Origin of the sequence: Halovenus marina (assembly GCF_051414115.1) — an archaeon.
GTDB classification, from domain to species: domain Archaea; phylum Halobacteriota; class Halobacteria; order Halobacteriales; family Haloarculaceae; genus Halovenus; species Halovenus marina.
In genome coordinates, this window is the sequence record NZ_JBLKNZ010000001.1 from 190,716 (window position 1) to 203,440 (window position 12,725).

At 63.5% G+C, this 12,725-nt stretch carries 16 protein-coding genes and 1 tRNA gene; 14 read left to right on the forward strand and 3 right to left on the reverse strand.

The window, feature by feature from the left end; all coding sequences use genetic code 11:
- Positions 1-131: 131 nt before the first annotated feature.
- Positions 132-833 (forward strand): TVP38/TMEM64 family protein, encoded by a 702-nt coding sequence (locus tag ACMGFL_RS01020; RefSeq protein WP_436933667.1) that lies wholly within the window; start codon positions 132-134, stop codon positions 831-833.
- A 93-nt stretch (positions 834-926) separates the two neighbouring features.
- Positions 927-1,214: a DNA-directed RNA polymerase subunit L gene (locus ACMGFL_RS01025; protein WP_436933668.1), complete on the forward strand. Its 288-nt coding sequence runs from the start codon at positions 927-929 to the stop codon at positions 1,212-1,214.
- A 28-nt stretch (positions 1,215-1,242) separates the two neighbouring features.
- Here ACMGFL_RS01025 and ACMGFL_RS01030 read toward each other — a convergent pair whose 3' ends face one another.
- Positions 1,243-2,055 (reverse strand): hypothetical protein, encoded by an 813-nt coding sequence (locus ACMGFL_RS01030; protein ID WP_436933669.1) that lies wholly within the window; start codon positions 2,053-2,055, stop codon positions 1,243-1,245.
- An 85-nt stretch (positions 2,056-2,140) separates the two neighbouring features.
- Positions 2,141-2,956 (reverse strand): imidazole glycerol phosphate synthase subunit HisF, encoded by an 816-nt coding sequence (gene hisF / locus ACMGFL_RS01035; protein ID WP_436933670.1) that lies wholly within the window; start codon positions 2,954-2,956, stop codon positions 2,141-2,143.
- A gap of 159 nt (positions 2,957-3,115) precedes the next feature.
- Between hisF and ACMGFL_RS01040 the strand changes: the two genes are divergently transcribed.
- The 6 genes from ACMGFL_RS01040 to ACMGFL_RS01065 all read left to right on the forward strand — a co-directional run bounded on the left by ACMGFL_RS01040 (position 3,116) and on the right by ACMGFL_RS01065 (position 8,658).
- Positions 3,116-3,298 (forward strand): DUF7550 family protein, encoded by a 183-nt coding sequence (locus tag ACMGFL_RS01040; RefSeq protein ID WP_436933671.1) that lies wholly within the window; start codon positions 3,116-3,118, stop codon positions 3,296-3,298.
- Between the two features lie 399 nt (positions 3,299-3,697).
- Positions 3,698-3,830, forward strand: a tRNA-Met gene (locus ACMGFL_RS01045).
- A 126-nt stretch (positions 3,831-3,956) separates the two neighbouring features.
- A complete protein-coding gene (locus ACMGFL_RS01050; RefSeq protein WP_436933672.1) occupies positions 3,957-4,175 on the forward strand; it encodes a hypothetical protein in 219 nt (72 codons plus the stop codon).
- Positions 4,172-7,810 (forward strand): hypothetical protein, encoded by a 3,639-nt coding sequence (locus tag ACMGFL_RS01055; protein WP_436933673.1) that lies wholly within the window; start codon positions 4,172-4,174, stop codon positions 7,808-7,810. The genes ACMGFL_RS01050 and ACMGFL_RS01055 overlap by 4 nt, the downstream gene beginning before the upstream one ends.
- Positions 7,807-8,079, forward strand: a complete 273-nt coding sequence (locus ACMGFL_RS01060) for a MarR family transcriptional regulator (protein WP_436933674.1) — start codon at positions 7,807-7,809, stop codon at positions 8,077-8,079. The genes ACMGFL_RS01055 and ACMGFL_RS01060 overlap by 4 nt, the downstream gene beginning before the upstream one ends.
- A 63-nt stretch (positions 8,080-8,142) precedes the next feature.
- Complete coding sequence (locus tag ACMGFL_RS01065) at positions 8,143-8,658, forward strand: hypothetical protein (RefSeq protein ID WP_436933675.1); 516 nt, start codon at positions 8,143-8,145, stop codon at positions 8,656-8,658.
- Positions 8,659-8,662: 4 nt separating this feature from the next.
- Here ACMGFL_RS01065 and ACMGFL_RS01070 read toward each other — a convergent pair whose 3' ends face one another.
- Positions 8,663-9,037: a DUF7522 family protein gene (locus ACMGFL_RS01070; RefSeq protein ID WP_436933676.1), complete on the reverse strand. Its 375-nt coding sequence runs from the start codon at positions 9,035-9,037 to the stop codon at positions 8,663-8,665.
- Positions 9,038-9,394: 357 nt separating this feature from the next.
- Here ACMGFL_RS01070 and ACMGFL_RS01075 point away from each other — a divergent pair, with 357 nt between their 5' ends.
- The 6 genes from ACMGFL_RS01075 to ACMGFL_RS01100 are packed head-to-tail and all read left to right on the forward strand — an operon-like array spanning position 9,395 to position 12,658.
- Complete coding sequence (locus ACMGFL_RS01075; RefSeq protein WP_436933677.1) at positions 9,395-9,595, forward strand: hypothetical protein; 201 nt, start codon at positions 9,395-9,397, stop codon at positions 9,593-9,595.
- Entirely contained in the window at positions 9,588-9,824 is a 237-nt protein-coding gene (locus ACMGFL_RS01080; protein ID WP_436933678.1) for a hypothetical protein, read from the forward strand. The genes ACMGFL_RS01075 and ACMGFL_RS01080 overlap by 8 nt, the downstream gene beginning before the upstream one ends.
- Positions 9,817-9,951 (forward strand): hypothetical protein, encoded by a 135-nt coding sequence (locus ACMGFL_RS01085; protein WP_436933679.1) that lies wholly within the window; start codon positions 9,817-9,819, stop codon positions 9,949-9,951. Before ACMGFL_RS01080 ends, ACMGFL_RS01085 begins: the two co-directional genes overlap by 8 nt.
- A gap of 12 nt (positions 9,952-9,963) precedes the next feature.
- A complete protein-coding gene (locus ACMGFL_RS01090) occupies positions 9,964-10,659 on the forward strand; it encodes a hypothetical protein (protein ID WP_436933680.1) in 696 nt (231 codons plus the stop codon).
- Positions 10,659-11,048, forward strand: a complete 390-nt coding sequence (locus tag ACMGFL_RS01095; protein WP_436933681.1) for a hypothetical protein — start codon at positions 10,659-10,661, stop codon at positions 11,046-11,048. The genes ACMGFL_RS01090 and ACMGFL_RS01095 overlap by 1 nt, the downstream gene beginning before the upstream one ends.
- Positions 11,045-12,658 carry a hypothetical protein gene (locus ACMGFL_RS01100; RefSeq protein ID WP_436933682.1) on the forward strand — a complete coding sequence of 538 codons (1,614 nt, stop codon included), beginning with the start codon at positions 11,045-11,047 and terminating at the stop codon, positions 12,656-12,658. Before ACMGFL_RS01095 ends, ACMGFL_RS01100 begins: the two co-directional genes overlap by 4 nt.
- Positions 12,659-12,725 lie beyond the last annotated feature (67 nt).

Here is a 12,725-nt window from a genome sequence, read left to right on the forward strand (position 1 = left end):
AAGGCGCGGCCAAGCGCGTAAAAATCCAGCGCCATGGTGGACCACCTCCAACCCGACTGTTGCTGACGTGTCGAACTAACTGACCGGAACAGAGAAGATTGAAGGTTGACAGCTTCCGTAGTACGAGGGGGATGAAGCTGTTCTCCTCGCGGGAAGACCGGATACGGGGGGTGCTGGCGATGGTTCTGCTGCTCGCCATTGTCATCGGGGTCTATCTCTGGGCTCGTCGATACGCGCCATTTCTGTTCGATCCGGAGGAACTGCGCGCCTGGATCGAACAGTTCGGTCTCTTCGCACCGATGGTGTTTGTCGTCATTCAGGCGCTTCAGGTGATCGTTGCACCGATCCCCGGCCAGGTCGTCGCCCTCATCGCTGGCTATCTGTTTGGGGCCGCGCTCGGAACCGTCTACAGCGTCGTAGGAGTCCTTCTGGGCAGTGCTATCGCGTTCAGCCTCTCGAAGCGCTACGGTCGGCCGTTCGTCGAGAGCGTGCTCCACGAGGATGTCATCGCTCGCTTCGACGGGTTCGTCGACAGCGTCGGGATTCCGGGGCTGATCGCCTTCGTGATCATCCCCGGCCTGCCCGACGATGCGGTCTGCTTTCTTAGCGGTCTCACGAAGTGGCGTCTGCGGACGTTCCTGCTGGTCATCAGCATCGGCCGCCTGCCAGCGTACGTCCTCACCGTGTATGCGGGCGGACAGATTGCCGACGGGCAGTTGCTCTCGGGGCTCTTGCTCGTCTGGGTCGTCGTGGTCCTGTCGGTGGTCGGCTACTACAATCAGGAGGCGATCCGGGAACTCGTCACGCGGCTGGAGCCCAAACTCCCGTTTTGAGCGCGCGTTCGCTCGACGCCGTTCGCAGACTGTGAGCCACGGCTTTCGATTCGAGTCGAAAGGTTGAGGTACGCAAGCGGCGGATAGTGGGGTATGGAACTGCGGGTCATCGAAAAGGAGGAGACGATGCTCTCCATCGAGGTCGCTGGCGAAGATCACACGTTCATGAACGTCCTGAAGGGTGCGCTGCTCGAAACCGACGGCGTGTCGGCCGCCACCTACGACGTCAACCCCGAGCAGTCTGGTGGGCAGACCGAACCGATCCTGACCATCAAAACGGAGTCAGACGTTGACGCCCTGGACGCACTCGAGTCGGGCGCACAGCGTGTCATCGACAAGGCTGAGGGCTTTCAGGACGCCTACGAGACGGCGGCGAGCTAGTTCGAAAACAGAATCTGCGTGACGAGTTTTAACAGAGTATCTGCGTGACGAACACGCGTCCGTTCGGCGCGACGTGCGTGTCGATGCCAGTTCGGGAGGCGGTCAGTGAGGCCAGCCGTGGCGACTGAGCGAGTCGTGACTCCGCGAGTGTCCTGCCCGGGTCAGAGCCGAGCCGTTCCACCCGAAATGCGTTGAGCGTCGGCGTCCGGTCACACCGGTCGGCGAGCAGCCCCGAGATATCCTCCGTCGAAACTGACCCGTCGCCGTACTCAGCTTTGACCCAGCGCTGATTGTAGTATGTCGCAACGGCGTCGATTCCCGGCACCCGGTCGAGTGGCTGCGATTCCGCGCCGGTCCGTCGGTCGTTCAGCGTCGCGAGATACGACGATTCGACCGCGGACAGCGAGACATCTCCTGTCGTCGAGGCGTTTCCGGGCACGTTCGAGACGGTGGGGACGCCGCTGTCTCCGAGGCCAGGCAGGTCGATAACGCCGAACACGCCAAGTGCGAGCACGAGCGCCAGCGCGGCGGCGACACCGAGCGCGAGAAGCTGTTTCTGCCCGAGATACTCAAGGTAGCCCCCGGTCGAGAGCTCCCTGTCGTCGACGCGAACCTCGCGGCGTTCGAGCGACATCGCCCCGCAGCGAGAACAGGGTGGTGTGTGTTTCGGATGCTCGCGGCCACACTCCGTACAGACCCACATCTTCGTCGACTCGTGGCCCTCTGTCCCGAGGTCGGTCTGTCTGACGACCGCCTTCTCGAAGGATCCGTGGCCACAGTTGTCACACGGTGGGTCGTCGGTCCCGTGGGGCTTTCCACACCACTCACACCGCCACTCCATCGCCCGACGATAGCTGTCTCCGAACGATAAGAATGTCGCTTCACGCGGTGTGAGGCAGAACGCGTGAAGACGGCTTTCCCGCGGTTCACAGCCGAACCGGAACGCCGCGCTCGGCCAGATACTCCTTGGTCTCTCTGATGGTGTACTCCCCGAAGTGGAATATCGACGCTGCGAGGGCGGCGTCGGCGTCGGCGTCGGTGAATACCTCGTAGGCGTGTTCTGGACTGCCACATCCTGAGGAGGCGATGACTGGCGTCGAGACTTCGTCACAGACAGCGCGCATCAGCGGGATGTCGTACCCCTCCTTGGTGCCGTCGGCGTCGATGGAGTTGATGAACAATTCGCCCGCGCCGCGGCGTTCGGCCTCTCGGGCCCACGTGATCACGTCCACGCCGGTTCCCTCGCGGCCGCCCTTGACCGTACACTCGAACCAGCAGGACTCGCCGTCGACGTCGACGTAGTGGTCACCCTCGTCGTCGTAGCGCCGCCGTGCGTCCACGGAGATGACGATACACTGACTGCCGAAGGCGGCCGCGCCCTCCTCGATGAGTTCCGGCCGGTCGAGCGCGCCGGTGTTTATCGACACCTTGTCGGCCCCAGCACGGAGCGTCTCCTTGATGTCCTCGCGGGTGCGGATGCCACCGCCGACGGTCAGGGGGATGAAGATCTCGTCTGCGACAGCGCGCACGGTGTCGAGCATCGTCTCCCGCCCCTCCGCGGAGGCGGTGATATCGAGGAAGACGAACTCGTCGGCCCCGGACTCGTTGTACCGCTTTGCCATCTCGACGGGGTCGCCGGTGTACTCCAGGTCCTCGAAGTTGACGCCCGTGTACACCGCTGCGTTGCCGTCCTCGTCCACGTCGACGTCGATGCAGGGAATGATGCGTTTCGTGAGTACCATACTGGTTGCTGACTCGATATAGGCCGTATGCGCACCTATGACTTTCCATGATGCGTGGGCGTCCGGTTTTCCATGACGCGTGGGTGTGAACGCTGTCTCTCGGTGGCGTCATCACAGTGAGCCGATACACCGAAGTGACCGACCGACCAAGCCACGGACATGGCAGACCACGGATCCGACCGGCCGGAGTACGACCCAGCGGAACCGACGCCGCCAGCGCGCGAACCGCCGCTTCGCAGCACCGCACCCCAGAGTGACTTCACCCCCAGACAGGTTGGTCTCGGGCTGGTCGTTCTCGTTCTCGGACTCGTGTTGACGTTCGGACTCGGATTCGCGCTCTAGGACTGTGCGGTGTTGTACCGACGATTGCTTTGACCACCAAGAAAGCCCCACCCGCTTCGGCTGGCCGATCAGCCTCTGCAGGTGGGACTGAAAGGGGCTGCCAGCTAAACGAAGGCGGGCGTCCGCGGCTTCGCCGCGGGCTCGGGAGAGCTTGCTCTCCCGGTGACGCAAGCACTGACCGAGCGGAAGCGAGGGAAGCGCGTGGTTCGAGAGAGCGAAGCTCTCTCGTCATCACGAAAGACGCGGAGCGTCTTTCGAACGACAGCGAGACCCCGAGTTTAGCTGGCGGGGGCTTTCTTGGTGTCTACAACCTCGAAAAAACAAACAGCTAACAAAACTCCCGATCCAGTCGACTGCGATGAGAACGTTAAAGACACCCACCGCGTTACCAACGAGTGCGCCCGGGTGGCTTAGCTGGACATAGCGCCGCACTCATAGGGTTTCACTGCATGCGGCATTCCCCGCACTCGGCCGCGGTCATCCGCGGACCTGGGATATGCGGAGATCGAGGGTTCGGAGCCCTCCCCGGGCACTTTACTGAAACTTGTCATGCCCAAGTGGGAACGCCGGACAGCGGCGGGTGTGGATATGTCGAGACGCCGAGTGATACACCGCATGTTACTATAACGAACGGCGGGCAGCAGGGGGTGACCGCCTGATGGTCGCTGGCAAGCGCTCCGTCGACGGCGTCGGCATCGACGCCAGCTACCAGCACATCAGCGAAGCCCCAGCGTACAACGACCCCGACGGTGAGACCGTCGACGTCGTGACCGACGACGATGTCGGTGAGGAGACCACGGAGGGCGTCCCCGATCTTAATCGACGGCCGGAGGGCGATGGACAGACCACACTCGACGACTGGGGGTGGTCAGCGTGACGGGCGACAAACTCCCACTCGAGGAGAGGGTCAAGCAGTATCTGCAGACCCACCCCGAGGCCAACATCCCCGAGATCGCTGGCGCTGTCGGCGAATCACCCGCTGCTGTTCGCGAGGTCGTCGACGGCGACCCCCCGGAAATTGAGCAATATATCACTGAGAGAACCCGAGACCGCATAAGAGGGTCGCGCTCGCGGTCACGAACAGACTTCGAGAAACGGTTCGATGACTGGGACGAGGCAGACTTCGCGAGCCCCGAACCAGCAACTTGGCCCGACGAACTTCTCGATCGCGAGCAGTGGATGGGTCACCAGGATAAGAAGCCGTTCGCCCCTTGGGCCGACCGCGATCATGCCGATGCGGACGCCGACGAGGATGCCCGCTGGAAGTGGGGGCTTACCGAGAACTACCTCGACGGCCCCGGCATCGCGAAGGCCGAGGTCGACCCCCGACTCGACGGGCGCGCGTTCCTCCAGCAGGAAGCCGACCCATACGTCTACGTCGACGGTGACGACGTCCGCTGTCCCGAGACGGGCGACGTCCACCCGGCCTTTGTGGCGCTCCTCGAGCATCTCGGTGTCACGTATGCCGACGTCTCCCAGTCCGGCGCCGGTGTTCACGCCATCTATCGCGGTGACCTGCCCGAGGGAGTCAAGCAAGCCAGCTGGCAACTCGACGCCGACCCGTGGGGCGAGAACGACGACCTCCCTGCGATCGAGATTTACCCCGGCAAGCGTGTGTGCGTGATGACCGGCGACCACGTCCCTGGCACTCCCGTCGAGGTGCGCGAGTGGGACGAGGACGTCATCGATCCGCTCCTAGAGGCCAACGACGAGGTCGCGACGACCAACCGTGACCGCGCTCGCGAAGACGTCTCTACTGACCGACGGGAGTACGACCTCGACGAACACGAGCCAGTCGCGACGTCTGCAGACGAAACGACGGACGACATCCGTGATATCTTCGCAGCGCTGGAGCGGTTGGACGCCCAGCGCGTCGCCGCGAAGACGATCGTCGCACAGTGGAACGACGACGTCTCGACGAGTGACGGCTACCGTGCGTTCTGGCCGACCTGGGGTCGCTCGTCGAACGGCCGGGCGAACATCGTCAACGACCGTATTTGGCAGGACACCGGCGACCGCGGTGGGTATGGCAGCCCGGTTGTGATGGCGCTCATCGACGCTGGCGAGATGCGCCCGGAACGCGCATCGCCAAAGCGAGCCACGGGACAGCAGTGGTGGCGTGGCGTCGAGCACCTGCGTGACCTCGGCTTTGATATCCCGACATACGATTCATCCGACGACGTCGGTTCGGGTGACGGCGAGGACCATCCGCTTCTCGAGGCCGCGATCCTCGACGACGACCAGGACGTCGACGCGAGCCCGGAGAGTACGCTTCCGCTCGCTCAACTCGAAGCGCTGCCCCACGACGAGCGCCGACGCGCTGCACAACGTCGGGGGCTGGAGTGGCCGACGACTGACGACGCTCGCGACCAACTTCTGGATACACTCAAGGAGACGATGCGCCACGGAGACGAGACGGTCGTCGACGCGCCGACGTCGCTTGGAAAGTCCTACTCGGTCGCGACGACCCGATGGGATGCGTTCGACGACGTCACCGGTGACAAGCCGGTCGTCCATCTGTCGGCGACGCGGGACGCACGCGACGAAGCCGCTGCGGCGGCCGCCGACGAGGGAGGGCAGTATTTCGTCTTGAAAAGTCGACATGAAGCCTGCCCCGTCGCAGCGGGCGACCACGACCCTCGCGAAGCCCGCGAGTGCGATGACGAGGATCGACAGGTCCTCACGCTGGACGGTGTCCCTGCGAGCCAGTGGCTCGACCAGCAGTGCGAGGGCAAGGGCATCCCGTTCAGTGCTGCCCACCAGTATCTCGAAGACCACAACGACCAGGACGTCACGCTACCCTGTTGCCGTGGCTCGTCGACGACCTACGACGAGGAGGATGGCGACTTCGATGACGGCGAGCCAGCCGAGTGCCCAGCAATCCGTCAGTGGGAGCAACTCCGCAACGGCGACTATCCGCTCGTCATCGCGACGCACAACTTCGCGCACGTGCCCTCGCTACGAGCGCACACCAACGTCGTTATCGACGAGGAGCCAGACTTCACCGCCGATCTCTCGAAGGACCGGATCGCCCGCGCCATCACCGCCTACCTGCAAGTTGCCGACGCGCCGGTCAAGACCTGGGAGACGTTCATCTCGCTGGTCGAGCACGACGGCTGGGGTGGCGACGCGGGCAAGGAGCGTGACCAGCTGCGGAGTGCGCTCGACTACGAGCCAGACCGCGAGTGGTACATCGAACACGACGACGCCCACACACTGGCGCCAGCGCTCGCGAGAGCGATCTTCCACGCCGAACCACGGGGCAACGGCCGACGCGTCGGGAAGACACCGCACGAACCCCCACGCCTGGACGCCAACGCAGCCGACGACGACGGCTGGAACCGAGTCTGGGTGACCGTCGCGATGGACGAAAACAACGACATCCGCACCGTCCGGACGGCGCCGGACTTCTCACAGGCCCGCAGCGTGATCGGCCTGGATGCCCACCCTGCCCAACCCGTCTGGGCAGTCAACACGGTGCCCCACATCAACACGACCGAGGTCCTCGCGTCGGAGGAGCGGCAACTGTGGCGCCGGTACGAACGCGGGTTGCGCGTCGTCCAGGTCGGCGAAGCCACTCGACCACTCGCGAGTGGGGAGTACTTCCAGCGCGACCAGGTCGAGACGCTCGTCGAGCATCTCCGAGCAGAGTACGGCAGTGACTTCCGAACGGCGATCACCACCAACGCCGTCGAGGACCAACTGCAGGCTATCCTCGAGGACGCTGGCGTCGACGACGTCGACGAGAAGACGATGCACTACGGTGAGGAGAAGTCACGCAACGACTTCGCGAACGAGGGCGTCGGACTCGTCGAAGGCTGTGTCGACCCCGGCGACGACTACGTCCTGGATCTGCTCGCCGAACTCGACCTCGACGCCGAGCCCGAGACTGTCGACGTGGACGGTGAGCAAGAGCGCGCCCACGGTCGTGGATTCACGGGCCCTGATGCTGACACCGCAGCGGCGATCCTCGCCAGCGTTCGCGAGAACCATACCGCACAGGCAGCCGGGCGCTACGCCCGGAATCCAGACGACCCCGAGAGCCACGCGACAGTGTTCGTTCGGACTGATGCGATGCCAGCTGACTTCGCCGACGTCCAGGTCGACGGTATCGAGTGGGTCTTCTCGGACAAGCAACGGGCGATCGTCGACGAACTCCGCTCGTCGAAGACATCGAAAACCGCTCGCGAGATCGCCGACGCTACTGGCCTGTCGAAAGAGCACGTCCGCCAGACCCTGGAGCGACTGGAAGCGCTCGGCGCTGTCGATGCACTCGCCGGAATGGGTGAGCATGGGGCCACTGTCTACTCGGACGATGGGTTGCCAAACACCGGAGTCGTCGATCTTGGTGAAACCACCAACGACCACGTACAGGATCCCTATACGTGGTCGTTGGCGATCCACGACCCAGCACCCACCCTTGATGCAGACAACACCCCTGATGCACAGGTAGAAGGTGAGGTCTGGGACTGGCAGAGTGCAACTGACGGGGGTGGACACCCCAACGGATGACTACAAACGGCGGCTCATCGACGCGGGCCGAGAGCCTTCCGCCCAGTGCCGCCTACGTCCTTGATAAGATCGAAGCAGACGAACCCGTCACGAGACAGCAACTGCTGTCGGAGACATATCTCTCCGAGCGGACACTTTCCCGGGCGCTAGAAACCCTACAAAATGGCGGCTATATCTCTCTCGAGCAGAATCCCGAGGACCTCAGGCAGGTAGTTGCCACTTTGGCGGGTAAGCGCACCTATAACCCTCCGGAATCCGATACATCGTGATAACGTCTGTCCCGCTCGGCGTTCACAGCGCCGGTCGGTCGACAGCCACTGGTTTCCTCACCCATGTCTACAGTCGATCTCGTCCCAGAGCAACGCTACGAGTGCGCGCTCGAAGAGTGCGACCAGGAGCGAACACCGTCGACATCGATCGCCGGGTCGTACTGCTCCGACGAGTGTGCTGCTCGCGCAGCTGGGCGGGCACTCCTCCAGGACATCGAGCAGGACCACCGCTTTTGCTGGTCGTGCTTTAGACAACGCAAAAGCATCGAGCGGCCGACGGCCGAAGCAAAGCGCGGCCGTGGTCGGTGGACTGCGGAGGCGATGGTCGGCTTCGAGTACGCGACCGAGCACGTCGACATGGGGCCCTACGGGCTCGAGTGTACCTGTGGCGCCGTCGACCACGACCTCGACTGGACGGAGGTTCGCGACCGGACGCCGTTCCACTGGTATCTCGGGCTCGCCAGTCGGCAACTCGTCGCTGACGGTCGTCGCGACGACGCCGTCGACGTCGCTGAGCTCGCCGACCAGCTCTGGCTGACTGACGATCTCGAGCTGTCAGTCGGCCGGGCGCTCCGATAGCCGTCTACGACCGATTCAAGATCGAATTACAATTATCGACGAACGCAGCTAAGTCCTTACTCGCTTCCCGTTCGAGTGTCACGACGACACCACCTTCTCCAGTCTCAGAGAAATGAATTAATACAGCATCTGTGTAGAGTTCGACGCTTGCTTCGATCTCCCCCATCTTCTCGTATTTGTTGGCATCTACGATCGGTTCGTAGTCGCGAGCGTGCTGGAAAATTTCAACAACTGCCTTCTTGAGTTCTGGTGTCGCAATATCGTCCCGGATATACAGCACTTCCCAATCAGTAATATCGTATTTCCACGCTGACCGGAAATTGTCCCCTGCACGGTCGTGAATCAAGCGGACGAGTCGTTGATATTCTTGTCCAGGCATAATCTCGGATTCAAATTCATGTCTCTTACTTTTTACGAAATTGTGTGATTGTAGTCAAAAACTCGTCAGGTGCCCCGATGACCGAGTCTCATCGCGAGGGTCTGCATCGTACGCATAGCGGCCCGACGTCTGATCGGCGTCGCTCGCGCAACCAGCATCCGGCATACAGTGGGCCGTTCCCATCACTCTCAGGTCGACACGCTCGGAGTGGGCGTGGCGGGGTTCGACTCCCCGCGAGTGATCTTGTGATATGCAATGTCCGGCGCAACGAACGGTGATCAAATCCGCGACTCGCTGCGGGCGCATACCCGCCGCGTCGATCACGCCTGTCGACGGTTTCTTGGAGTGTCGATAGTCATGTGGAGAGTTCTCGACTCCATCGTCAGCATCGGCGCGTTGGCACTCTCCGGCTACGCGATCAGCGCTGGGGCTGACCCAATACTGGCGATTATGATCGCGGCGACGATCATCTCCGGTCCGAAAGCGATGGAGTGGGTACTCGTCCGCGAGGACGTTCTCCAGCCCGAAGACACGACGTACTTCGACGACGATGAGTGACCAGACTGCCCGGCAGCGCATCCGCTCACTCTCGCGGAAACTGACCAGTTCGCCGACGCTCCCGCTGCTCGGGTGGACCAAGGCCGTCGAGACGATCGTCGCGACCGGGCCGACGAGGAGGTGGGCTGCATACGCTGGGCTCGTCACGCTGCTGTGGGTCTACGCCGACCAGCTGTCGGAGGCCGCCGACGGCGTCTCCGATGCGGTTGAGGAGGCAACCGATGACTGACGACATCGACCCCGAGGACCTGCGGCGTACCCTCCAGGAACTCGAGATCGAAGCGGCCGACCATAATGCCGAATACGCGGCTGGCATCCGGCACGCCCGCCAGTGCGTCGAATCGGAGCATCTGTGATACAATCATCCCATGGACGTCGATGAACAGGAACTCCTCGGCGAGCCCATCTCTGAGGTTCCCAAGCAGGATCCGACTGACGATCACTGCATGGGCCGCCGGTCAAAATCCGGCGAGTTCGTGGGGTACTGTCGATCGACTCCTGGGCGTGGGACTGACCACGTCGGCGAGGGTCGATGTAAACATCACGGCGGGTGTGCAGAAGGCGGCGCTCGCGAAGACTCGGGAGCGCCAGAAGACAACACGAACGCCGTCACGCACGGCGCGTATGCTGACGAGAACTCGTATTACCAGAACATCCTCGACGACGCGATGCGGGAGTTCGTCGACGACGTCTTCGCGGACTACTACGAGAAATACGAGCAGCTCCACGGCGAGTTACCACTCGGGATCGAGGCCGAGCTGTTCCGGGTGGCCGTCACGCACGCAAAAGACATCGGACTCGACCGCTGGGCTGACGAGAAACCGGACGGCCTGGAGAGTGGGCATCCGCTCGTCGACGAGGAGACGGAGATCGTCCCGATCGGCGACGGCGCGACCGAGACGCAACGACGCTATCGGGAGTCGGTCGTGCTGGCGGCCCAGAAGAAACTCTCGAACGACCGCCGGATGTGGCTGAAAGACCTTGGCCTCCTCGAGGATCCGGACAGTCAGCAGGCGGCTGCACGGGAAGACGTCGCCGACGCGCTTCGGGAGGTACTCCAGTAATGCCCGACATCGTCGTTGAGCCGGACAAGACAGCGCGACGGATCCGCGAGTACGTTCGCGACCATCCCGAGGTCAGACACAAGGACTATCGGGAGTGTGATAACCCGGTTCGCGAGTCCTGTTACGTCCTTTCCGAGGCGTACTTCCACCTGCAGGGCGGCCAGGACAGCGGGCTGGACATCTACTGTCTCTCGTGGGACGACGTCGACGAGCGCTACGAGGGCACGCACTGGTTCCTTCGCGACGGCGAGATAGTCGTCGACCTGTCGCTCGCCGACCCGTCGGACGGTGACGGCGTCCCGTGGGACGTGGCCCGACGACGTGCGTTCATCACCGGTTACGAACCGAGCGCTCGAACGGAGCAAGTCCTGGAGGCCCTGAACACATGAGTACGACAACGAGCTCACAGGCCGATCTGGACGTCGACACGATCCGGAAGGTCATGGCGCAGTACGCGCCGTCGACGGGCCCGGATCGGTATGCTCGGTTCATCGCGGATCTGCTCGACCTCCAGCGGACGTACGCGCAGGATCAGATCCTCGCGGCGCTCCACGAGCACGACCAGGTCGTTGTCGCTGCGGCGAACGGCCTCGGGAAGTCCTACATCGCTGCGGCGGGCGGCGTCGCCGCACTCCACTGCAACCCGGACACGATCGTCAACGTCACGGCCGGGACGTCGGGAACGCTGAAGACGAACATCTGGAAGCCCGCGCGGTCGCTGTATCGGGACAGCCCGCTCCCGGCGATGTTCGGCGGGCGGACGATGGACGGCGACCGCGAGATCCGGACCGGCCTCGATGATGAGTGGTTCTTCGAGTGCGTCAGTCCCCGGTACCCCGACGACCTGGAGGGCCCGCACAACGACCACGTCATCTACATCGTCGAAGAGGCCGACAAACCCGGTGTCTCCGCCGAGCACATCGACTCCGTCCGCTCGACGGCGACCGACGAAGACGACCGGGTCCTCGTCATCGCGAACCCACCGGAAGAGCAAGGCAACGTCGTCCACCAGCTCATCGAGAGCGACCAGTGGCACCATCTCCAGTTTCCGACGTGGGATTCGCACAACGTCCGCATCGACCGCGGCCTCGAGGACGACGACGCCGAGGAGATCGGCGGGCTCGCGACGACGTACAAACTCAAACAGGACTGGCGGGAGTACCACGACGAGGACTGGCCGGGCCTGGAGCAAGCGATCCGCTGGTCAGACCCGTGGTATGGCGTCGACGAGTCCAGCGCGATCGTCCCCGAAGACCCACCGAACGACGAGTTCCGCGACGACCTGCACTCGCTCTGGTATCGCCGCCGCGCCGGGATCATCCCACCGGGGAGTGCCAGCATCCTCCGGCCACTCGCCCCGGCCGCAGTCCGCGCGGCCTACGACCGGCAGCCCGGGCGCGTTCGCGAGACGCCGCAGGCTGTCGGGATTGACGTCGCCCGGACGACCGACACCACCGTGATGATCGGCGTTCACGACATGGAGTTGCGCGTCCACTACGCCGAGCAGGGCGACAATCACGAGCACCAGAAACCCGAGGTCGTCGACGGGACGGATTCGACGCCGGGACTAAGCGAGTGGCCTTCGCCCGACGTTGCGGTCGACAAGGGCTACGCGCCTGGCTTTCACGACTACGTCAACGACCGCTGTCCGAACGTCCACAGCTTCCAGAACGGGACGAAGCCGGTCGCGATGACGCGTTGGAAAGACAAGTGGGCGGAGGCGCTGCACCATCTCGGCGAGTTCCTCGACGAGGGCGGCAGCATCGCCAGCACGCAGCTCCGGAAGGAAGCGCTCGCGGCGGCCCGCGTCATCCAGTACTCCGAGCGAACGCTCGACAGTCGCGGCCAGAATGGGGCCGAGGTCTACCAGGCGACCTCGAAGGACGCCATCAAGGAGGAACTCGGCCACTCGCCGGACTACCTCGACGCGGCGCTGATGGCGATCTGGATCGACCAGGTCGACCCCGAGCAGGACGAGAAGCCGTCACCTACGTGGTAATTCTTCATGCCAACACCAGATGACTACATCGGAACGGGGAGCGCAGAGCGGGATACAGCAGCCGCAC

Coding starts and splice junctions, on each gene's coding strand:
- ACMGFL_RS01020 (WP_436933667.1), top strand. CDS start 132: ATGAAGCTGTTCTCCTCGCGGGAAGACCGGATACGGGGGGTGCTGGCG.
- ACMGFL_RS01025 (WP_436933668.1), top strand. CDS start 927: ATGGAACTGCGGGTCATCGAAAAGGAGGAGACGATGCTCTCCATCGAG.
- ACMGFL_RS01030 (WP_436933669.1), bottom strand. CDS start 2,055: ATGGAGTGGCGGTGTGAGTGGTGTGGAAAGCCCCACGGGACCGACGAC.
- hisF (WP_436933670.1), bottom strand. CDS start 2,956: ATGGTACTCACGAAACGCATCATTCCCTGCATCGACGTCGACGTGGAC.
- ACMGFL_RS01040 (WP_436933671.1), top strand. CDS start 3,116: ATGGCAGACCACGGATCCGACCGGCCGGAGTACGACCCAGCGGAACCG.
- ACMGFL_RS01050 (WP_436933672.1), top strand. CDS start 3,957: ATGGTCGCTGGCAAGCGCTCCGTCGACGGCGTCGGCATCGACGCCAGC.
- ACMGFL_RS01060 (WP_436933674.1), top strand. CDS start 7,807: ATGACTACAAACGGCGGCTCATCGACGCGGGCCGAGAGCCTTCCGCCC.
- ACMGFL_RS01065 (WP_436933675.1), top strand. CDS start 8,143: ATGTCTACAGTCGATCTCGTCCCAGAGCAACGCTACGAGTGCGCGCTC.
- ACMGFL_RS01070 (WP_436933676.1), bottom strand. CDS start 9,037: ATGCCTGGACAAGAATATCAACGACTCGTCCGCTTGATTCACGACCGT.
- ACMGFL_RS01075 (WP_436933677.1), top strand. CDS start 9,395: ATGTGGAGAGTTCTCGACTCCATCGTCAGCATCGGCGCGTTGGCACTC.
- ACMGFL_RS01080 (WP_436933678.1), top strand. CDS start 9,588: ATGAGTGACCAGACTGCCCGGCAGCGCATCCGCTCACTCTCGCGGAAA.
- ACMGFL_RS01085 (WP_436933679.1), top strand. CDS start 9,817: ATGACTGACGACATCGACCCCGAGGACCTGCGGCGTACCCTCCAGGAA.
- ACMGFL_RS01090 (WP_436933680.1), top strand. CDS start 9,964: ATGGACGTCGATGAACAGGAACTCCTCGGCGAGCCCATCTCTGAGGTT.
- ACMGFL_RS01095 (WP_436933681.1), top strand. CDS start 10,659: ATGCCCGACATCGTCGTTGAGCCGGACAAGACAGCGCGACGGATCCGC.
- ACMGFL_RS01100 (WP_436933682.1), top strand. CDS start 11,045: ATGAGTACGACAACGAGCTCACAGGCCGATCTGGACGTCGACACGATC.